At 73.2% G+C, this 18,595-nt stretch carries 16 protein-coding genes; 12 read left to right on the top strand and 4 right to left on the bottom strand.

Annotation, left to right across the window (positions count from 1 at the left end):
• Positions 1–5 precede the first annotated feature (5 nt).
• Positions 6–692 carry a class I SAM-dependent methyltransferase gene (locus ACFU5G_RS06410; RefSeq protein WP_377241919.1) on the bottom strand — a complete coding sequence of 229 codons (687 nt, stop codon included), beginning with the start codon at positions 690–692 and terminating at the stop codon, positions 6–8.
• Positions 693–1,158: 466 nt separating this feature from the next.
• On the opposite strand from ACFU5G_RS06410, the gene ACFU5G_RS06405 reads away from it, so the two are divergent.
• The 5 genes from ACFU5G_RS06405 to ACFU5G_RS06385 all read left to right on the top strand — a co-directional run bounded on the left by ACFU5G_RS06405 (position 1,159) and on the right by ACFU5G_RS06385 (position 7,399).
• Positions 1,159–2,244, top strand: a complete 1,086-nt coding sequence (locus ACFU5G_RS06405; RefSeq protein WP_377241917.1) for an ATP-binding protein — start codon at positions 1,159–1,161, stop codon at positions 2,242–2,244.
• A gap of 104 nt (positions 2,245–2,348) precedes the next feature.
• The gene (nirB, locus tag ACFU5G_RS06400; protein ID WP_377241915.1) at positions 2,349–5,006 is read left to right on the top strand and encodes a nitrite reductase large subunit NirB; all 2,658 of its coding nucleotides are present in this window, start codon (positions 2,349–2,351) and stop codon (positions 5,004–5,006) included.
• Positions 5,003–5,428 (top strand): nitrite reductase (NAD(P)H) small subunit family protein, encoded by a 426-nt coding sequence (locus ACFU5G_RS06395; protein WP_377241913.1) that lies wholly within the window; start codon positions 5,003–5,005, stop codon positions 5,426–5,428. Before nirB ends, ACFU5G_RS06395 begins: the two co-directional genes overlap by 4 nt.
• Positions 5,425–6,255 carry a uroporphyrinogen-III C-methyltransferase gene (gene cobA / locus ACFU5G_RS06390; protein WP_377241910.1) on the top strand — a complete coding sequence of 277 codons (831 nt, stop codon included), beginning with the start codon at positions 5,425–5,427 and terminating at the stop codon, positions 6,253–6,255. The genes ACFU5G_RS06395 and cobA overlap by 4 nt, the downstream gene beginning before the upstream one ends.
• Complete coding sequence (locus tag ACFU5G_RS06385; RefSeq protein ID WP_377241908.1) at positions 6,224–7,399, top strand: uroporphyrinogen-III synthase; 1,176 nt, start codon at positions 6,224–6,226, stop codon at positions 7,397–7,399. Before cobA ends, ACFU5G_RS06385 begins: the two co-directional genes overlap by 32 nt.
• Before the next feature lie 146 nt (positions 7,400–7,545).
• On the opposite strand, the gene ACFU5G_RS06380 is transcribed toward ACFU5G_RS06385, so the two are convergent.
• A complete protein-coding gene (locus ACFU5G_RS06380) occupies positions 7,546–8,043 on the bottom strand; it encodes a GyrI-like domain-containing protein (RefSeq protein ID WP_377241906.1) in 498 nt (165 codons plus the stop codon).
• Between the two features lie 37 nt (positions 8,044–8,080).
• Positions 8,081–8,668: a TetR/AcrR family transcriptional regulator gene (locus tag ACFU5G_RS06375; RefSeq protein ID WP_377241904.1), complete on the bottom strand. Its 588-nt coding sequence runs from the start codon at positions 8,666–8,668 to the stop codon at positions 8,081–8,083.
• A gap of 85 nt (positions 8,669–8,753) precedes the next feature.
• On the opposite strand from ACFU5G_RS06375, the gene ACFU5G_RS06370 reads away from it, so the two are divergent.
• From ACFU5G_RS06370 to ACFU5G_RS06340, 7 genes are all read left to right on the top strand, one after another.
• Positions 8,754–9,680 (top strand): class I SAM-dependent methyltransferase, encoded by a 927-nt coding sequence (locus tag ACFU5G_RS06370; RefSeq protein WP_377241902.1) that lies wholly within the window; start codon positions 8,754–8,756, stop codon positions 9,678–9,680.
• A 71-nt stretch (positions 9,681–9,751) separates the two neighbouring features.
• The gene (locus ACFU5G_RS06365) at positions 9,752–11,509 is read left to right on the top strand and encodes a SigE family RNA polymerase sigma factor (RefSeq protein WP_377241900.1); all 1,758 of its coding nucleotides are present in this window, start codon (positions 9,752–9,754) and stop codon (positions 11,507–11,509) included.
• 79 nt (positions 11,510–11,588) lie between these two features.
• Positions 11,589–13,340, top strand: a complete 1,752-nt coding sequence (locus tag ACFU5G_RS06360) for an RNA polymerase sigma factor (protein WP_377241898.1) — start codon at positions 11,589–11,591, stop codon at positions 13,338–13,340.
• 100 nt (positions 13,341–13,440) lie between these two features.
• On the top strand, positions 13,441–14,013 hold the full coding sequence (locus tag ACFU5G_RS06355; RefSeq protein WP_377241896.1) for a sigma-70 family RNA polymerase sigma factor: 573 nt from the start codon (positions 13,441–13,443) through the stop codon (positions 14,011–14,013).
• Positions 14,010–15,716: a hypothetical protein gene (locus ACFU5G_RS06350; protein ID WP_377241894.1), complete on the top strand. Its 1,707-nt coding sequence runs from the start codon at positions 14,010–14,012 to the stop codon at positions 15,714–15,716. Before ACFU5G_RS06355 ends, ACFU5G_RS06350 begins: the two co-directional genes overlap by 4 nt.
• Positions 15,717–15,907: 191 nt before the next feature.
• The gene (locus ACFU5G_RS06345; RefSeq protein ID WP_377241892.1) at positions 15,908–16,459 is read left to right on the top strand and encodes a sigma-70 family RNA polymerase sigma factor; all 552 of its coding nucleotides are present in this window, start codon (positions 15,908–15,910) and stop codon (positions 16,457–16,459) included.
• Positions 16,456–17,478 carry a hypothetical protein gene (locus ACFU5G_RS06340; RefSeq protein ID WP_377241890.1) on the top strand — a complete coding sequence of 341 codons (1,023 nt, stop codon included), beginning with the start codon at positions 16,456–16,458 and terminating at the stop codon, positions 17,476–17,478. Before ACFU5G_RS06345 ends, ACFU5G_RS06340 begins: the two co-directional genes overlap by 4 nt.
• Before the next feature lie 15 nt (positions 17,479–17,493).
• Here the strand turns inward: ACFU5G_RS06340 and ACFU5G_RS06335 are convergent, their stop codons facing one another.
• Positions 17,494–18,438, bottom strand: coding sequence for an oxygenase MpaB family protein (locus ACFU5G_RS06335; protein WP_377241888.1), 945 nt, complete (start codon positions 18,436–18,438; stop codon positions 17,494–17,496).
• Between the last annotated feature and the right edge of the window lie 157 nt (positions 18,439–18,595).

Here is an 18,595-nt window from a genome sequence, read left to right as displayed (position 1 = left end):
CACCTTCACGACGACGGGCGGGTCCACTCCAGCGTGTAGCGGAAGAAGAGCCGACGGCGGGGGCGCGCTCCGGGCAGCACGGCGCGGGCCGTCCGGGAGATCTCCGCGAACGTCTCGGTGGGGTCGCGCACCGGCATCGGCGCTCCGCCGTCGCCGTCGTCCACAGGCCTCCGGGCCGGCTGTGGATGCTTGATCAGCCCGACCAACGGGTTCAGCAACGACGACGGGAGGTCCCACGCCAGGTCGGCCAGGGTCTCCGCCCGCGCCAGCCCGACCACCAGCAGTCGCCCGCCGGGTGCGAGCAGCGCGGCCGTGTGCCGCAGCGCCGCTTCCAGCGGCAGGTGGTGCAGCACCGCGACCATCGTGATCGCGTCGAACTCGCCGTCTACCTCCTCGAACCGGGCCCGGCGCACGGCCACCGCGGGATCACCCGCGAACCGCTCGGCGGCGACGGCGGCCATGGCGGCGTCGGCGTCCACGCCCAGCACCTCGTCGAACCGTCCGCGCAACCGGCTCAGCAGGAGCCCCTTGCCGCAGCCGACGTCGAGCGCCCGTCGCCGTCGGGTCGGGAGCCGGCGCAGGATCCACCCGTGGAAGTGGTTGTTGTGGCTCCACGGGTGCCGCTGGTTGATCCGGTGCAGCCAGCGTCCGCCGGCCCGCACCAGCGGGTTGGGCACTGTCCGGATGTCCATGCGGCTCCACGCTAGCGGTGCATCTCGGCGTGCGGCCAGGCGTCCTTGTCGATACGCTCAACCCAATGTAACTATCATTGAAGATAGTATCTTTCAAGATAGTAAGTGAGGGGGTGTCGAGGTGTCAGAGTATGTCGATCGGAAGCGGCAGACCGCGGAACTGGAGCACCTGCTCGACCAGGTGGTGAACGGGACGGATCGGCCTGGTCGGGCTGTGCTCATCCGCGGTCGACGCCGGGTGGGCAAATCACGTCTGGTCGAGGAGTTCATCCACAAGGCGGGGCTCCCCAGCATGTTCTTCACGGCGGCTGGTCGCTCGGTGCGTGATGATCTCGCGGCCTTCGCCCAGGACGCTGTCGAGTCGACCCTGCCGGGGGCGGAGCTGTTCGCCGGTGATCCGCCGTCCAGCTGGGACAACGCCCTGAGGCTCCTCGCTGCCTCGCTTCCGACCGAGGGTCCGGCGATCGTGGTGCTGGACGAGCTGCCCTACGTCACGGCAGCCGACGACGGCTTCGAGGGTGTGCTCCAGAGGCACTTCGACCGTGAGCTCAGCAGGCGTCCCGTGCTCCTCATCGGGATCGGCTCGGACCTGGCGATGATGGAGGCGCTCAACGACTACGACCGGCCTTTTCATCAGAGAGCGACCGAGATGGTGGTTCCTCCGCTCTCGCCGGCCGAGGTAGGGCGAATGCTCTCGCTATCACCAGGTGACGCGTTCGATGCCTATCTCGTGAGCGGCGGCCTTCCGCTGATCTGCCGGGACTGGGGCAAGGGCAGGGGCCTCTGGGCCTACCTCGAGGAGGCGCTCACTCATCCGACGTCGTCGCTCCTGGTGAGTGCCGAGAGGTCGCTCGCCGCCGAGTTCCCGGGCGATGTGCAGGCTCGACGGGTGCTCGAGGTGATCGGGCAGGGGCAGCGGCGGTTCACCGAGATCGGCTCGAAGGCAGGCGACCTGAGAGCGACCTCCCTGACCCGGTCCCTCGATCTGCTCAGGACGAAGCGCGTGGTGGTGTCCGAGCGGCCGCTCTCGCTCAGGACGTCGACCGACACGAGGTACCGGATCGCCGATCCGTATCTGCTGTTCTGGCTCCATTTTCTCGGTCCTCACCTTGCCGAGATCGAACGAGGACGAGGTGACCGCGTCCTTCATCGGATCCGCGACGAGTGGACGAGGTGGCGAGGGCGTGCCGTCGAACCGGTCGTCCGGGAGTCGATCGCCCTGATGTCCCATGCGGAGCTCCCTGTGCCGGTGGACGGTGCGATGTCGGTCGGGGGTTTCTGGACCCGCACCAACAGCATCGAGGTCGACGTCGTTCTGGCCGACAAGGAACCGGTCGCGAAGAAGGTCTACGGCGTCGGCTCGATCAAGTGGACCACCAAGCCGTTCGGCGTCCGGGAGCTCGGGGAGCTCATCGCCCACCGCGGCCAGGTGCCCGGCGCGTCGGACGGCACAGGCCTCGTGGTCGTCAGCCGGAACGGCGTCGACGACCAGGTCCGTGCGTCCGAAGCGGTTGTGCTCGGTCCTGACGACCTGCTTGCCCAGTGGGGCTGATCCCTGCGCACTCACCGAGCCGGCACCAGCCCTGTGAGGAAGATGTTCGGCTCGGGTAACCGAGGGCGCACCAGCGCGAAAAACCCACGACCTACGGTCAAGACATGGTCAATTCCGGCAATCCTCAGCACCTTGTGGTGATCGGCGGTGGCATGGTCGCGCAGCGGCTCGTCGAGGCGCTGCGCGCCCGGGACGACGCCGGTCGCTACCACGTCACAGTGTTCGCGGAAGAGCCCCGCGCGCCCTACGACCGCGTGGGTCTGACCCGCTGGTTCGAGGAGGGGCCCGAGGGCATCGCCCTGGGCGACCCGGCCCTGTGGGCGGACCCGCTCGTCACCCTGCACACCGACCGCAGGATCGAGTCGATCGACCGTGCGGCGAAGACCGTCACGGACCGCCTCGGCAAGGTGCACGCGTACGACGAGCTGGTGCTCGCCACCGGCTCCAGCGCCGCGATGCCGCCCATCCCCGGGAACGACCTGCCGGGCGTCTTCGTCTACCGCACCATCGACGACGTCGCGGCCCTGCGCGGCTGGGTCGAGGAGAAGCGCCGGAGCTACCCGGAGGGCAAGCCGGTGCGCGGCGCCGTGATCGGCGGCGGCCTGCTCGGCCTGGAGGCCGCCGGGGCCCTGACCGCGCTGGACGCGCAGGCCACCGTCATCGAGTTCGGCACCCACCTGATGGGCGTGCAGGTCGACCTCGGCGGCGGCCACGCGCTCAAGCGCCTGATCAACGGCAAGGGCATCGGCGTCCGCGCGGAGACCGCGACCAGCCAGATGAAGCCGCACCGCCGCACCGGCCACGTGGGCCGGCTCGACTTCGCGGACGGCGGCCGGCTCGACGTCGACGTCGTCGTGGTCGCCACCGGCGTGCGCCCCCGCGACGAGCTCGGCCGGGCGGCCGGGCTGCCGGTCGGGGAGCGCGGCGGCGTCGTCGTCGACCTGACCTGCCGCACCGAGGACCCGCACGTCTGGGCCGTCGGCGAGGTGGCCTGCATCGAGGGCCGCTGCCTCGGCCTGGTCGCGCCCGGCAACACGATGGCCGAGGTGGTCGTCGACCGGCTGCTGGGCGGCCTCGCCGAGTTCCCCGGCGCGGACACCGCGACCAAGCTCAAGCTCTCGGGTGTCGACGTCGCGTCGTTCGGCGACGCGCACGCCCGCACCGAGGACGCCGTCGAGGTGGTCTGGGCCGACCCGGTGGCCGGCGTCTACAAGAAGCTCGTCCTGTCCGACGACGCGCGCACCCTGCTGGGCGGCGTCTTCGTGGGCGACGCCGGACCGTACGCCAGCCTGCGCCCCATGCTCGGCGCAGAGCTGCCCGGTGACGACCCGAGCGCGTTCCTGCTGCCGGAGGGCGGCGGCGGTGCCCCGGGCCTCGAGCTGCCCGACGACGCCAACGTCTGCTCCTGCAACAACGTCTCCGCGGGCACCATCCGCGGCGCCGTCACCGAGCACCAGTGCACCGACGTGCCGGGCGTGAAGGCCTGCACCCGCGCCGGCACCACCTGCGGCGCGTGCCTGCCGCTGGTCAAGAAGCTCGTGGACACCGAGCTGGAGCGCGCGGGCATCGAGGTCAGCACTGCCCTGTGCGAGCACTTCGAGATGTCCCGCGCCCAGCTGTTCGACGCCGTCCGGGTCGCCGACCTGCACTCGTTCAGCGACATCGTGGCCCGGTTCGGGGTCGCTTCGCTGGTCGAGCCTGTCGAGACCCGTGCGTCAGGGGTCTCGACAAGCTCGACCACCATGGTCGGCAACCGCGGCTGCGACATCTGCAAGCCCGTCGTCGCGTCGATCCTGGCGAGCCTCGGCAACGGGCACATCCTGGCGGGCGAGCAGTCCACGCTGCAGGACACCAACGACCACATGCTCGCCAACCTGCAGAAGGACGGCACCTACTCGGTGGTGCCCCGGATGCCGGGCGGCGAGGTCACGCCGGAGGGGCTGATCGTCGTCGGCCAGGTGGCCAAGGACTTCGGGCTGTACACGAAGATCACGGGCGGCCAGCGCATCGACATGTTCGGCGCCCGGGTGGACCAGCTCCCGGACATCTGGCGCCGCCTGGTCGACGCCGGCTTCGAGTCCGGGCACGCGTACGGCAAGTCGCTGCGCACCGTGAAGTCGTGCGTCGGGTCCACCTGGTGCCGGTACGGCGTGCAGGACTCCGTGGGCATGGCCGTCGAGCTGGAGCTGCGCTACCGCGGCCTGCGCTCGCCGCACAAGCTCAAGATGGGCGTCTCGGGCTGCGCCCGCGAGTGCGCGGAGGCGCGGGGCAAGGACGTGGGCGTCATCGCCACGGACAAGGGCTGGAACGTGTACGTGGGCGGCAACGGCGGCCAGACGCCGCGGCACGCCAGGCTGCTCGCCGAGGACCTGACGTCCGAGGAGCTCCTGCGGACCGTCGACCGCTTCCTCATGTACTACGTCCGCACCGCCGACCGGCTGCAGCGCACCGCGCCGTGGATCGAGGAGGTCGACGGCGGCCTGGAGGGCGTGCGCGAGGTGATCATGGAGGACTCGCTCGGCATCTGCGCCGACCTGGACGCCGCCATGGCCCGCCACGTCGAGAACTACGAGGACGAGTGGAAGGCCGTGCTGGAGGACCCGGAGAAGCTGCGCCGGTTCTCCTCCTTCGTCAACGCCCCCAAGGACGCCGACCCGTCGCTGGCCTACGTGACCGAGCGGGGCCAGCGTCGTCCGGCGACGTCGGCCGAGCGCGCGTCCGGCGTCGTCATCGCAGGTCCCAAGCTGGAGGTACGAGCATGACCGTCGACGACGTGGCGGCCCTCCGGGTCGCCGGGGCAGCCGCGGGCCCGGCCCGCTGGGAGCGGGCCTGCCTGCTCACCGACCTGTTCCCGGAGCGCGGCGCCGCCGCGCTCTTCGGGGACGTCCAGGTGGCCCTCTTCCGCCTGCCGGACGACGCCGCCTACGGCGTCCACGCCGGGCAGGTCCACGCGGTGCAGAACCTGGACCCGTTCTCGGCGGCGAACGTGATCTCGCGCGGGATCGTCGGCACCCGGGCCGGCGAGCCCACGGTGGCCGCGCCGGTCTACAAGCAGGTGTTCTCCCTGGTCACGGGCACGTGCCTGGTGCTGGCGGACAAGACCCCGAAGGACGACCTGCCCGCCGACCTGGTGACCTACCCGGTCGAGGTCCGCGAGGACGTGGTCTACGTGGGTCTCCCGTGACGACCGGTCGTGTGACGCTCGTCGGGGGCGGACCGGGCGCCGTCGACCTGCTGACCGTGCGGGCCTGGCGGGCGCTGCAGGCGGCCGACGTCGTCGTGGCCGACCGGCTCGGGCCCGTCGAGATCCTCGCCGAGCTGCCGCCGCACGTCCGGGTGGTCGACGTCGGCAAGGAGCCCGGCCGGCACCCGGTGCCGCAGGAGCGCATCAACGAGCTGCTCGTGGAGCACGCCCGGGCGGGCGCCCACGTGGTGCGGCTCAAGGGCGGCGACCCGTTCGTGCTCGGCCGCGGCGGCGAGGAGGTGCTCGCGTGCGTGGCGGCCGGCGTGCCGGTCGAGGTGGTCCCGGGCATCACGTCCGCCGTGGCCGTGCCGGGGCTGGCCGGTATCCCGCTCACCCACCGCGGCGTCACCACGGGCTTCCACGTGGTCTCGGGCCACTGCGCCACGGGGTCCGCCGTCGACGTGTCAGACGCACAGGTCCCTCGGGGGACCCACATGTCTGACACGTCCGGGCCGCTCGACGCCGCGGCTCTCTCCTGCGTGCGCGACGGCACGGCTACGCTTGTCGTACTGATGGGGGTGCGGTCCCTCGGCGCGATCGTGGCGCAGTCCCTGGCCGCAGGCGCCGATCCCGGAACTCCCGTGGCGATGGTGGAGAACGGTTCCACGCCGGAGCAGCGCGTCACGCGGGCCCGTCTCGACGAGGCGGCAGCCGTGGCGGCGGCCCGTGGTGTGCGGTCGCCCGCGGTCGTCGTCATCGGCCGCGTGGCCGCGGCAGGGCTTCTGGAGGGTGCGGATGAGCGACGTCTGGCAGGTGCCGGTGTCTGATGTCGCAGCGCCCGCCCACGCGCAGGCCGCCCACCCGACGCTGGGCCAGGTCATGGCCGGGGCGACCGTGCTCGTCACCGCCGAGCGCCGGGCCTCCGAGCTCGCCGCCGCGCTGGAGCGGCGCGGCGCCACGATCCGGCACGCGCCCGCGCTGAGCATGATCCCGCACGTCGACGACGAGACGCTGATCGCCGCTACCCGGGCCATCGTCGCCGCGCCGCCCGACGTCCTCGTGGTGACGACCGGGATCGGGTTCCGCGCCTGGATCGAGGCCGCCGACGCGCACGGGCTCGCCGAGCCGCTGCTGGCAATGCTCACCGGGACCCGGCTCGTCGCCCGCGGGCCCAAGGCCCGCGGCGCGATCCAGGCCGCCGGGCTGCAGGCCGACTGGGTGGCCGAGTCCGAGACGTCCGCCGAGGTGGCGGAGGTGCTGCTCAGCGAGGGTGTGGACGGCCTGCGCATCGCGATCCAGCACCACGGCGCGGGCGCCGACGGCCTGGACGAGGTGTTCGAGAAGGCCGGCGCGCAGGTCGCCAGCCTCGTCGTCTACCGGTGGGGCCCCGCGCCGGACCCCGCCGCCGTCCGCGACTCCGCGCACGCCGTGGCCGACGGCGAGATCGACGCGGTCGTGTTCACGTCCGCCCCGGGCGCCGAGGCCTGGCTGCAGGCCGTCGAGGCGGAGGGGCTGGTCGAGCGCGTCCGGGCCCGGTTCGCCGACGGCGGGACGGTCGCCGCCGCCGTCGGGCCCGTGACGGCCAAGCCGCTGGAGCACCGCGGGATCGTGCCGCTGCAGCCCGAGCGCGGCCGGCTCGGCGCGCTCGTGCGCGCGCTGGTGGGGCACTACGAGCGCATCGAGTCCGTGGCGCTGAGCACGGTGGCCGGGTCGCTGGTGATCCGCGCGCGGGTCGCGGTGCTGGACGGGCAGGTGCTGCCCCTGTCCCCGACGGGGGTCGCGGTGCTGCGGCTGCTCGCCGCGGCGGAGGGCGACGTCGTGCCCCGGGACCAGGTGCTCGCCGCGCTGCCCGGCGACTCGCAGGACACCCACGCGGCCGAGGTGGCGATCGCGCGCCTGCGTGAGGCGGCGGGCCGGCGCGACCTGATCCGCACCGTGGTCAAGCGGGGCTACCGCATCGAGCTGGCCTGAGGGACCGGCCCTCTGGCCCCCGTTTCGGCGGGCTCGCTCCTCTTTGAGGCCTAAGTTTCTTCGCTCTGCGGCTGTTCAAAGCGAAGAAACTTAGGCCTCGAAGGGGACCGGGCTTCCGCGTCCGGACCGGGCATCCGCGTCCAGGATCAGTCCGCGAGCTTGAACGCGAGCTCCGTGTCCCACTGCGCCATGTCGGGCTGCTCGGCGGGGTCGGTCAGGTAGTGCTCGAACCGGCCCGCCCACGCGTCGCCGGCTTCGGTGTCGTGCCGGTCGAACGTGAGCCCCTCCTCGTCGGCCCACCGCAGCAGCGCGCCGGTGGCGTCGACCAGGCCGTCGGGGTGCCCGTGGTGGACGGTCGTCACGTAGCGCCCGGCCGGGGTCGCGCCCACCGTGACGTCGCCGGACGAGGTGAGCGCTGCGTCGTCGGGCACGGGGAAGCCGACCTCGACGACGAGCTCGGCGGCCATGTCGATCACGTGATACCGGAAGTACGGGGCACCGGCGGGGTGCGAGCCGTGCTCGACGATCCAGCCGGCGATCTCGGGGATGCGGTCGGCGATCCTGGCGATCTCGGCCATGGTGACCGTGTCGACGATGCCGGCGGTGGGGGTCTCGGGGCGCGTCTCGACGCGGTAGGTGCTCATGCGGGTCGGACCGCCGGGACCGCGCGGACTCATCGGTCTAGCGGAGCGCGCCGACCAGCACGGACTCGACCAGCTCGCGGACGGCGGTGTCGTCCGGCCGTGCGCCCAGCTCGCCCGCGAACATCAGGTGCCCCGTGCCCACGACCGTCATCGCGAGGTAGCGGGGCTCGGCGCCGGCCGCCACGCGCCCGTACGACTGCTCGGCGGCCAGGTAGGTCGCCAGCGCCCCGGTGATCTCGGCGAGCAGCGGCACCCCCGCGGGCGACGTCTCGCGCAGGCGGCGGCGCAGCTCGTCGCGCGCCGTGATCAGCGCGACGACGGCGAGCGCGACGGCGTCGAGCGTCACGGCAAGGAACCCGGACACGTTGCCGACCACCGTGCCGGAGCCCGCGCCGGCGATCAGGTGTTCGCCGGCGTCGTCGGCCTGCTGGATCCGGGTGCGGACCAGCGCGGCGAGGAAGTCGTCGAAGTCCGCGAAGTGGCGGTGCAGCACCCCCTTGGCGACGCCGGCCTCGTCGGTCACGGCGCGGCTGGTCAGCGCCGCGGCGCTGCCGGTCGCGAGCAGGCGTTCCGCGGCGGCCACGAGCTGGGCGCGCGGGTCCTGGAGCGCTACTCCGGTAGGCATGGACGGCCCCTCTCCTGTCGCCGGGCCGCGGGGTGCGGCTGAAGCAATGTTGCACGAGTGGGCGACCGCCCACTAGCGTGGGCGCATGCCCACTTCCAGCTCGCCCGGCGACCTCACTGCCTCTCACCTGCACCGTGGCGCCGCCGAGGGGTTCGGCGCGGCCGCCGAGCGGTACGACCGTTCGCGCCCCGTCACGCCGCGTGCGGTCGCGGACGCCGTCCTCGGCTACCTGGGCGACGGCAACCGGCTGGGTGACGACGGCGGGCCGGACGACGCCGCCGACGCCGCTGACACCGCCGACGGCACGCCGGCCACCGCCGCCGCACCCGCACCGCCCCGCCTGCTCGACGTCGGCATCGGCACCGGCCTCTCCGCCCTCCCCTTCCGCGCGGCGGGAGCCGAGGTGCTGGGCGTCGAGGTCGACGAACGCATGGCGGCCGTGGCCCGGGCGCGCGGCCTGGACGTCCAGGTGGCGCGGTTCGAGGACTGGGACCCGGCGGGCCGGCGGTTCGACGCCGTCGTCTCCGGCATGACCTGGCACTGGGTGGACCCGGTCGCGGGCGCCGCGCAGGCCGCCCGGGCGCTGCGCGACCGGGGCGTGCTCGCGGTGTTCTGGCACGCGGCCGACCTGCCGCCCTCGCTCCGGTCGGCGCTGCACGGCCTGTACTCCCGCGAGCTGGCCGGCACCCCGGGGGCGGGCATGTACGCGCCGGGCCGCTCGGCCGCCCAGGGTTACGAGGCGATGCTCGACCGCGCCGAGGCGGGCCTGACCGAGGCGGGCGGGTTCGGCACGCCGCAGCGGTGGCGGCACGCGTGGGAGCGCCGGTACACGGTCGAGGAGTGGCTGGACCAGGTGCCGACGTCCGGCGGGTTCGGCCGGCTGCCCGAGCCGGTGCGGCGCGCGGTCCTGGCCGGCGTCCGGTCCGCCCTGGAGCAGGACGAGGCCGTCACCGACGGCGCGTTCACCGTGCGCCACACCACCGTCCTGCTGGCGGCCCGCCGGACGACCTGATCCCGTACGGTCCCGTCTCAACGGTCCGCGCCCTCCGTCCGTTACGGGCAGCAGGACGAGGGGAGACCGACATGGTCCAGTGGGAGACCGAGCTGACGGAGCTCGTGGTCCGGCGCGGCGGAGCGCTGGTCGGGTACGCGTACTCGCTGACACGCGACAAGGCGCAGGCCGAGGACCTGGTGCAGGACGCGCTGGTCAAGGTCTACTCCCGGCTGCGCCGTCCGCCGCGCTCGGGCGAGGCGCAGCTCGACCTGCGACGTTCCGAGAGCACCGGCGCGGAGGCGTACGTGCGGCGCGCGATCCTGACCATCTACCTGGACGGCTACCGCAGGCGGAACCACTGGGTCGCCCTGAAGCACCTCCTCGCCGAGGACGCCCACACGCCCGGGGCGGACCGGGTCGCCACCGCGCGGGTGGACGTCGGCGTCGCCCTGCGCCGGCTCTCCCCGCGGCAGCGCGAGGTGGTGATCCTGCGGTTCTTCGACGACCTGACGGTGCCGCAGATCGCCGCGGCCCTCGGGACCAGCCAGGGCACGGTCAAGCGGCACCTGTTCGACGCGTCGGCCGTGCTGCGCGACGCGCTGGCCGAGGCCACGGCACCGGAGCTGGACACGTCGCTGGACGAGCGGCTGGACGCGGTGACGGGTGCGGTCCGGCGTCGTCGGACGGCGAAGGTGGCCGCGATCGGCGGCGTCTCGCTGGTCCTTATCGTGCTGCTGGGGTTCGCCGCGGCGTGGGGGCCGGGGCGCTTCCTCTCGGATCCCGTGCCGCCGGCCACGCCGAGCCCCGAGACGTCGGGCGACGCGGTCAGGGTCGGCTGGGTGCCGGCCGGCTGGTCGGCGATCGGCGACCAGTATCTCTGCGGCATGGACGTGACGGCCCTGACGTCGACGTCGGACGTCGTGGGCCTGGAGCTGACCGGGGACGTCGAGGCCGCCGACGGCGGGGACGAGCGGGACGACTTCCTGAGCGCACCGGTCCGGATCGTGCGAACGGATGCGGAAGGACCGGCGCTGGACGGGGGACCTCCGCGTCTGGTCTTCGCGCGGAACGGCCAGGTGGTGGACCTCGGCCGGGGCTGGACCGAGGGCGGGTACGCGCTGCCCGGCGCGGGTGGTTCGGTCGCCCGGGTCGCCGAGGCGGACGCGTTCACCGCGTGCGGGGCGTGGACGACGAAGGGACCGGAGACACCATGGGGGGTGTACCTGGACCCGCGTCCCGCCGGTACCTATGACGTGTACGCCGCGATGTACTGGACGGCGGGCGACGGCGACGTCGAGCTGGTCGTCAGCGAGCCCGTGACCATGGAGGTACCCGCCCTCGACGTGCCCGGCGAGGAAGAGCCGGCCGCCGGTATCCGCGACGGCTACCAGCCGCCGTGGCTGGCGGGCACCAGCCTGGCGTGCGGGGACCCGGCGTCCGACATCCCGGGCAGGTTCTACGACTCCTGGGGACCGGAGTCGCTGGACGTCGGCAGCTCGGCGCAGGGGATGTCGCTCCGGTTCGAGAACACGGAGGGCCCGGACCTCGACACGACGCGGACGCCGCCCACGCTGGTCTGGCTCAACGACGGTCGCGTCGTCTCCGTCGGCTCCGACGTCTGGTCGGAGCCCGTGGAGCCCTTCCGGGCCGACGGGAACGGCAGCGGCCGGATACCCGTCGCGATCGGCGATCCCGACCCCGCGTGCCTGCTGGATCCCGACGCGGGGCTGCCCGAGGGAGACTACGAGGCCTACGTGCTGATGGAGATCGCGCCCGGCTCGGGCGGTGAACGGCGCTTCATCTCGGCGGAGCTCGAGGAGTCGATCTCCTACGAGCCCGGACGCTGACGGGCAAGGTGGTCACCGCCATCATCGTTTTGCCCCCACCGCCCGTCGGAGAGGGTGAGAGGGAAAGGGGGCGTCACCGATGGCGCAGTGGGAGAGCGAGCTCGAGGAGCTCATGGCGCGGCGGGGCCGCGCACTGGTGGGGTACGGGTACACGCTGTGCCGGGACCGGGGGCAGGCCGAGGACCTGGTGCAGGACGCGCTGGTCAAGGTGTTCTCGCGGCTGCGGCGACCGCGGGAGATGTCGGGCACGGCGCAGGTCACGGACCTGGACCAGCCGCGGCTGACCAACGCGGAGGCCTACGTGCGCCGGGCCATGCTGACCATCTACCTGGACGGCTACCGCCGGCAGACGAGCTGGACCGGCATCAAGCACCTGCTGGCCGACGACGACCGCGCGCCCGCGGCGGAGCGCGTCGCGACGGCCCGGGTCGACGTCGGCGTGGCGCTCGCCAGGCTCTCCCCGCGGCAGCGCGAGTCGGTGGTGCTGCGGTTCTTCGAGGACATGACGGTGCCGCAGATCGCGCAGACCCTCGGCACGAGCCCGGGCACCATCAAGCGGCACCTGTCCAACGCGATGGAGCTGCTGCGCGACTCGCTCGCGGAGATCACGGTCCCGGAGATGGACACGACGCTGGACGAGCGGCTCGACGCGGTCTCGGGCCTGGTGCGCCGCCGCCGCGGGGTCAAGGTGGCGGCCATCGGCGGCGCCTCGCTGGTGGTCGCGGGCATGCTGGCCGTCGCGGCGCTGTGGGGGCCGTCGCGGCTCCTGTCCGAGCCGGTGGTCCCGGCGACGCAGAGCCCCGAGCTGTCCAGCGCCCAGGCGGGCGGGCAGGTGCCCAGCCAGTGGAGCGAGCACGGCCCGAAGTACCAGTGCGGCATGGAGGTCACGGAGCTGACGTCGACGTCGGACACGGTGGGGCTGGAGCTTACGGGCGACCTGACCGTCGACGAGTACGGGCTCTCCGCGCCCGTCCGGATCACCCGGACCGACACGGACGGGCCGGCGCTGGACGGCGGCGAACCCATGCTGGTCTTCGCCCAGAACGGCCAGGTCGTCGACCTCGGGGCGGGCTGGCACGAGGGCGGCTACGTGCTGCCCGACGCCGGGAGCTCCAAGGACGCCGTCGCTCAGGCCAACGGGGCCACGGCCTGCGGTGACTGGACCGTCGGCATGACCTCGGAGACCTACCTGGAGCCGCGCCCGGCCGGCACGTACGACGTCTACGCCGTCATGCCGTGGACCGACTTCGAGGAGAACAGCGGGATGGCCGTCAGCGAGCCGGTCACCATGCAGGTGCCGGAGATCGACCTGCCGGCCGAGGAAGCGCTGACCGTCGACATCCGCGACGGCTACCAGCCCGAGTGGCTGGCGGGCACGGACCTGACCTGCGGCGCCCACGCCTCCGACATCCCGGCCGGCCCGCACCTGCCGTGGGAGCGGTCGGGCGTGTCGCTCGGCGACGCCTCCGACGGCGACGACGCCCTGACGCCGACCGGCAAGGCCCGCGTCGTGTTCACGGAGCTCCGGGGCAAGGCCGTCGACATGACGCGCACCCCGGTCACCCTGGTCTGGATCAGCGTGAGCGGGCAGGTCGTCGGGGTGGGCCGCGACGTCTGGTCCGAGCCGGCCGAGCCGCTGCGGCTCGACCCGAAGGGCACCGAGACCGTCGACGTGCCGATCGAACCCGACACGACCTGCCTGACGCACCCGGACGAGGGCATGCCCGACGGCGAGTACGTGCTGTACGCCCTCACGCAGCTCGACCCCGGCGCGGACGGTGAGCCGCAGTACGTGGCCGCCGAGGCCACTGTCCACATGATCGGCGAGTGACCGGTCCGGTGCCGGCGAGAGCCGACCAACGATTCCTCCCCGGTGCGCGTCATGGGGTGTGTGGAGACGATGACAGCACACACGCACCGGGGAGGTGGCCATGGCGGGATGGGAGACCGAGCTCGATGAGCTCATGAGGACGCGCGGGAGCGCGCTGGTCCGCTACGCCTACATGCTCTCCGGCGACCGCGCCCTCGCCGAGGACCTGGTCCAGGACGCCCTGGTGAAGGTCTACTCGCGGCTGCGCCGCCCCGGCCGGGGCGGCGTGGGCGTGACCGCGGGGAGCAGGGCGCACGACCTCGACTCCCCGTTCACCAACGTGGAGGGCTACGTGCGGCGCGCGGTCCTGACCATCTACCTGGACGGCTACCGCAAGCGGCAGCGCTGGTCCGGCATCAAGCACCTGCTGGCCGACGACCCCAGCACCCGCGGCGCCGACCAGGCGGCGTCGGCCCGGGTCGACGTGATGACGGCGCTCGCGAAGCTCGGCGCCCGGGAACGCGCGTGCGTGGTGCTGCGCTACTTCGAGGACATGACGGTGCCGCAGATCGCCGACGCCCTGGGCACCGCCCAGGGCACGGTCAAGCGGTACCTGTCCGACGCGACCAAGAACCTGCAGGAGATCCTGCGCCCCGACGACTTCCGACCTGCCGAAGGGAGGGCCGCCCGATGAGCCACGACGACCTGAACGACCGAACCGGCCAGAACGACTTCCTGAGCGGTGCGCTCCATGGCGCAGCCGACGCCATGCCCGGTGGGGAGGTGAACGACTTGCACGTCTCGTTCGGAGTGGTGCGCGACCGCGTGCGGCGGCGTCGTGCGGTGAAGGTCGGCAGCCTCGCCGGCGCCAGCCTGGTGATGGCGGGGGTCCTGGCCTTCGGCGTCACGCAGTCTCCGGTGTGGGACAGCGAGCCGGTGCTGCCCGGGACGCCGAGCGAGAACGTCGCCCCGAACCGGTCCGCGGACCCGACCCCGTCGGGGCCGCCCGCGACGAGCGTGATCCAGGACGGGTACCAGCCCTCGTGGATCAAGGACCTGGACGTCGGTCTGTCGTGCGGCATGCCGGTGGAAGACCTGGAGACGACGGCGGCCGGCTGGTCGGCAACGTCGATCGGCGACATCTACTCCGTGGCCTCGGAGCTGGACGGTGAGCCCTCGACGAGCCTCGGCATGGCCGCGACCGTCGCGGGGACCGGGTCGCTCCCCGCCCCGCCGGTCCTGGTCTGGAGCCAGGGCGGCGTCGTCGTGGACCTGGGGGTGGACGTCTTCGACGGGGGAGTGCTGCGCGAGCCGCTGGTGGGCTCTGTCGGCGACGCGACCGAGGCGCAGGGCATGGAGTTCACCACCTGCGCGCCCATCGAGTCCGAGACGGAGGACCACTTCGGGACGCGCCTGCCCGAGGGTGACTATCAGGTGCGGGTGGTCGCCTTCCCGCAGTCCGACTCGGGCCAGTGGGAGACGGTGGTGAGCGAGCCGGTCGCCGTCCGTATGGACGCCGACGGCGCGCACAGCCCCACCGGAACGCGCGGCGGCGACGCGACCATCGAGCCGCCGGAGCGTGTCGAGGGCGAGCTCACCCGGATGGTCCTGGACCGCAGCACCAGCCGGGTCTCGGCGCAGGAGACGCAGTTTGGGTACGTGACCACCGGCACGCCGGTGATCACCGCCGAGTGCGAGAGCACCAACCCGGAGGACGAGGTGTCGATCGAGGTGGTGCAGCCCTCCACCGACGAGTCGTTCGCGACCTTCGACGTCCCCTGTGACGGTGAGCCGTTCGTGTCGGATCCGGTGGTGGGCGGTGGCGAGGAGGAGGTCGTCGACCTCCGGCTGGCGAGCGTGCCGGACGGCGTCGCGCGGTTCTGGGCGACCCTCGCCCCGAACGCCGGCGGTGACAGTGGTGGCGACGCCGCCGGTGCCTGCTCCGCCGATGGCCTCGGCCTTGCCTTTGACCCGGCGAACGCGCAGAGCGAGGCGGCCGGGGCGACGGCGAAGGCCATCGTGGACGCCGCGCTGGCCTGCGACCAGGACCGGCTCGTCGAGCTGGCGACCGAGTACCCCACGGAGCTGCTGGTCCCCGCCCAGCCCGCGGAGCAGGTGTTCGCCCTGCCCGAGGACGAGTCGCTGCACTACCTGACCCTGGTCGGGCTCCTGGCCGGTACGGAGGAGGCCGACCAGGGCGGCGGGACGTTCGTCTGGCCCCGGGTCGCGACCGAGGAGTTCCGCGACTCGGACGAGGCCTGGCAGGAGGTGGTGGACGCGGGCGTGCTCACGCCGGGGGACGCCGACGCGCAGCGGGCCGAGGGGCTCGGCTACACGGGGCTGCGGATCGCGATCGACTCCGACGGCAACTGGCGGTACTACTCCGCCACGCCCTGACCCCGCCGTCGTCGGGCAGGGACCGGCCTGCCCAGGCGAACAACGGATCGGGCCGAGAAAGTTCGGTCCGTGTCCCAACGGTTCCTGCGCCCAGCTCGTATATGGGCATGAGCGGGGCGCAGGAACCGCAGGATAAGGGGACGAGAACGTGATGGGGCAGACGACGTGACCGGGTCAGGGCAGGCCCCGCGATGAGCGCGCGCTGGGACGACGAGCTCACGGAGCTCGTGACCCGCCGGGGCCGCGCGCTCGTGGGGTACGGCTACGCGCTGACGGGCGACGTGCGCCGCGCGGAGGACCTGGTGCAGGATGCGCTGGTGCGTGTGTTCCGGCGGTTCCGCCGCCCGGAGGCCGCGGGTGCCGAGGGCATCACGGAGTTCCCGCTGAACGAGGGCGGGCAGCACGCGGGCATCGAGGCGTACGTGCGCCGGACGATGCTCAACCTCTATCTCGACGAGGCCCGGCGGTTCACGCTGTGGCGCAAGGCCCAGCCCAAGGTGGCCGTCGAGGACCGGGTGCGCGCGCCCGCGTCGGACATCACCGCCCGCGCAGACGTGACCGTCGCGCTGCGCGGCCTGAGCCCGCGCCAGCGTGCCTGCGTGGTGCTCCGCTTCTACGACGACCTCACCGTGCCCCAGATCGCCGCGACGCTCGGCATCGCGGAGGGCACCATCAAGAGACACCTGGCCGACGGGATCAGCGCGCTGCGCGGTGTCCTCGTGCCGGAGGGAGAGCTGCGATGAGCGGGCACGACGACCACGGCGCCGACGACCTCGGCATCGGCCGCGACGTGCTGCGGCAGACCATCGACGCGCTGGTCTCGGGCGCCACGCCGACCGACCGGCCCAGCGCGCCGGAGGAGAACCTCGGTCTGCTGCGGCGCAGGGTGCGGACCTGGCGGGTCGCCAAGGCCGGCGTGATGGGGCTGGGCACGGCCGCCGTCGTGGGCGCGCTCGCGTTCAGCGCCGCGCAGGCTTCGACCTTCACGCGGTCCGAGCCGCTGCCCGGACGTCCCACGATCGAGGCCACGGAGACAGGCCCGGTGCCGTCGGAAATCCCGACGACGCGCAGCTCGCCGAGCCCGACGGCGTCGGTGAGCCCGTCGCCGTCCGCCTCGCCGTCGGACACCCCGGACGTGGAGCCGACGCCGGACGCGGGCGCATCGTCCGTGGCCACGGGGGAGCCGGACGGGACCGAGAACCCGGACGGGCCGGCTGCGGCGTGGCCGCCGTTCGAGCCGTTCGACGAGGGCTACCTTTCGTGGGCGTTCGACGCGTCGCCGGTGGCCTGCGGGCTGCCGATCGGTGACCTGCCGCGGGATCCCGTCCGGTTCACGATCGAGCCGAACGACTCTCCTGCCGACCTGCGCGTCACCTCGGCGTTCACGATCCGCGAGGTGGCCGGTGAGTCCCACGAGCTCGAGACCGGCGCCGAGCCGGAGTACCTGCTGTTCCACGACGGGCGGCTGGTGAGCTCGAGCGTCGGCGCCCGCGATGCCGGGTACTGGGGCGAACCCGTGGATGCTGTGGAATCTGCCTCCCCCGGCCAGACCTGGCAGGTTGCGAAGGGCTACACGGTCGAGATCAACGTGACCTCGACGTGCGGGGAGCGGCAGGAGAACGAGGGGTTGCCGTCACTGGAGTTCTCCACACCGCTGCCGGCCGGTGAGTACGAGGTCGTGTACGCGGCCCCGTACCGGCTGCTCGACGCCGACACGTGGGAGCTCGCCCTCAGCGAGCCGTACCCGGTCACCATCCCCTGACCCCGTGTCAGACGCTCAGGTCACCCGGGTGACCTGAGCATCTGACACGTGGGGCGGGTGGTGGCTCGCGACGATCGCGGCGCTGCGCCGTCGGCCCCAGCGGTCGAGGCGCTCGCGGCCCCCGGGAAGCCGGCCGAGCACGCGGTACCGCCACGTGTTGAGCGGCAGCAGGTACGCGTGCGCCCACGGCGGGCGCAGCGGCAGGCCGAGCTCGCGCATGCTGCGCACACCGAGAAACGCCGTCAGCATCGACAGCAGCCGCTCCCGCTCGAACCACGCCCGCGACGGCTGCCACCATGTCGGCCCGCGATAGGTCCGTTCGGCCTGTGCGGCGACCACGGCCCGCGCCAGCCGCGGCCCGGCGTCGGAGATGCCGGCCTGCGCGAGCAGCACGTGCTGGTTGAGGCGGTGCCGCGCCCACTCGTCGTCGACCAGGAAGTCGGGGTGCACGCCCAGCAGGTGCCCCACCCACTTCCACAGGTGCATCAGCGCCCGGCTGTCCGACGGCGGGACGGGCACGCCCAGCGCGCGACACCCCAGGATGAGGGTGCCGTCGAACAGGCCGAGCGTCGCCGCCTGGTCCGCCTGGTTGATCGGCAGGCCCCAGCGGGCGGTGTCCCAGGGCTCGGTGTCCCCGCGGCCCGGGCCGGAGCGGTCCGCGAACGAGGCGCCGACCAGGGCGTGCATCACCCGGACGTGCACGGTGGCCCGCCAGGCCGGGCCGAACGGCCGCAGTGCGCCCGGCTCTGTCAGCCCGACCGTCCACTCCTGCGTCTCGGCGAGCCGGCGCAGCGTGCCGCCGGTCAGGGCGCCGGTCGCGGCGAGCAGGTCCGTGGGCCCGCCGAACCGGTACCCGCCCACGAGCGAGAGCTGGAGCAGCACGTCGGCGGCGTTCTGGCCGAGCCGCCGCTGCACCGCCGCCCCCTGCTCGACGAGCTCCCAGTCCACCCAAGAGGGCACGGCGGTGACCTCCCTGACGAACTTCCGCAGCGTCTCGGGCTGGGGACCCGCGCTGACGTCGGCAGCCTCCTGGGCACCGCCGCCCTCGAGTTCGGCACGTTCCTGGTGTCCGGAAATGAGATCGGTCGGTTGCGTCGAGATCGGGCGATCAACCGAC

Source organism: Promicromonospora sp. NPDC057488 (assembly GCF_042802395.1).
Lineage (GTDB): Bacteria > Actinomycetota > Actinomycetes > Actinomycetales > Cellulomonadaceae > Promicromonospora.
This window is presented reverse-complemented; position numbering and strand designations above follow the sequence as displayed.

What these genes read in the sequence shown, in the direction of transcription:
- ACFU5G_RS06410 (WP_377241919.1), bottom strand. Translation starts at nt 692, where the DNA reads ATGGACATCCGGACAGTGCCCAACCCGCTGGTGCGGGCCGGCGGACGC.
- nirB (WP_377241915.1), top strand. Translation starts at nt 2,349, where the DNA reads ATGGTCAATTCCGGCAATCCTCAGCACCTTGTGGTGATCGGCGGTGGC.
- ACFU5G_RS06395 (WP_377241913.1), top strand. Translation starts at nt 5,003, where the DNA reads ATGACCGTCGACGACGTGGCGGCCCTCCGGGTCGCCGGGGCAGCCGCG.
- ACFU5G_RS06385 (WP_377241908.1), top strand. Translation starts at nt 6,224, where the DNA reads ATGAGCGACGTCTGGCAGGTGCCGGTGTCTGATGTCGCAGCGCCCGCC.
- ACFU5G_RS06380 (WP_377241906.1), bottom strand. Translation starts at nt 8,043, where the DNA reads ATGAGCACCTACCGCGTCGAGACGCGCCCCGAGACCCCCACCGCCGGC.
- ACFU5G_RS06375 (WP_377241904.1), bottom strand. Translation starts at nt 8,668, where the DNA reads ATGCCTACCGGAGTAGCGCTCCAGGACCCGCGCGCCCAGCTCGTGGCC.
- ACFU5G_RS06370 (WP_377241902.1), top strand. Translation starts at nt 8,754, where the DNA reads ATGCCCACTTCCAGCTCGCCCGGCGACCTCACTGCCTCTCACCTGCAC.
- ACFU5G_RS06365 (WP_377241900.1), top strand. Translation starts at nt 9,752, where the DNA reads ATGGTCCAGTGGGAGACCGAGCTGACGGAGCTCGTGGTCCGGCGCGGC.
- ACFU5G_RS06360 (WP_377241898.1), top strand. Translation starts at nt 11,589, where the DNA reads ATGGCGCAGTGGGAGAGCGAGCTCGAGGAGCTCATGGCGCGGCGGGGC.
- ACFU5G_RS06355 (WP_377241896.1), top strand. Translation starts at nt 13,441, where the DNA reads ATGGCGGGATGGGAGACCGAGCTCGATGAGCTCATGAGGACGCGCGGG.
- ACFU5G_RS06350 (WP_377241894.1), top strand. Translation starts at nt 14,010, where the DNA reads ATGAGCCACGACGACCTGAACGACCGAACCGGCCAGAACGACTTCCTG.
- ACFU5G_RS06345 (WP_377241892.1), top strand. Translation starts at nt 15,908, where the DNA reads ATGAGCGCGCGCTGGGACGACGAGCTCACGGAGCTCGTGACCCGCCGG.
- ACFU5G_RS06340 (WP_377241890.1), top strand. Translation starts at nt 16,456, where the DNA reads ATGAGCGGGCACGACGACCACGGCGCCGACGACCTCGGCATCGGCCGC.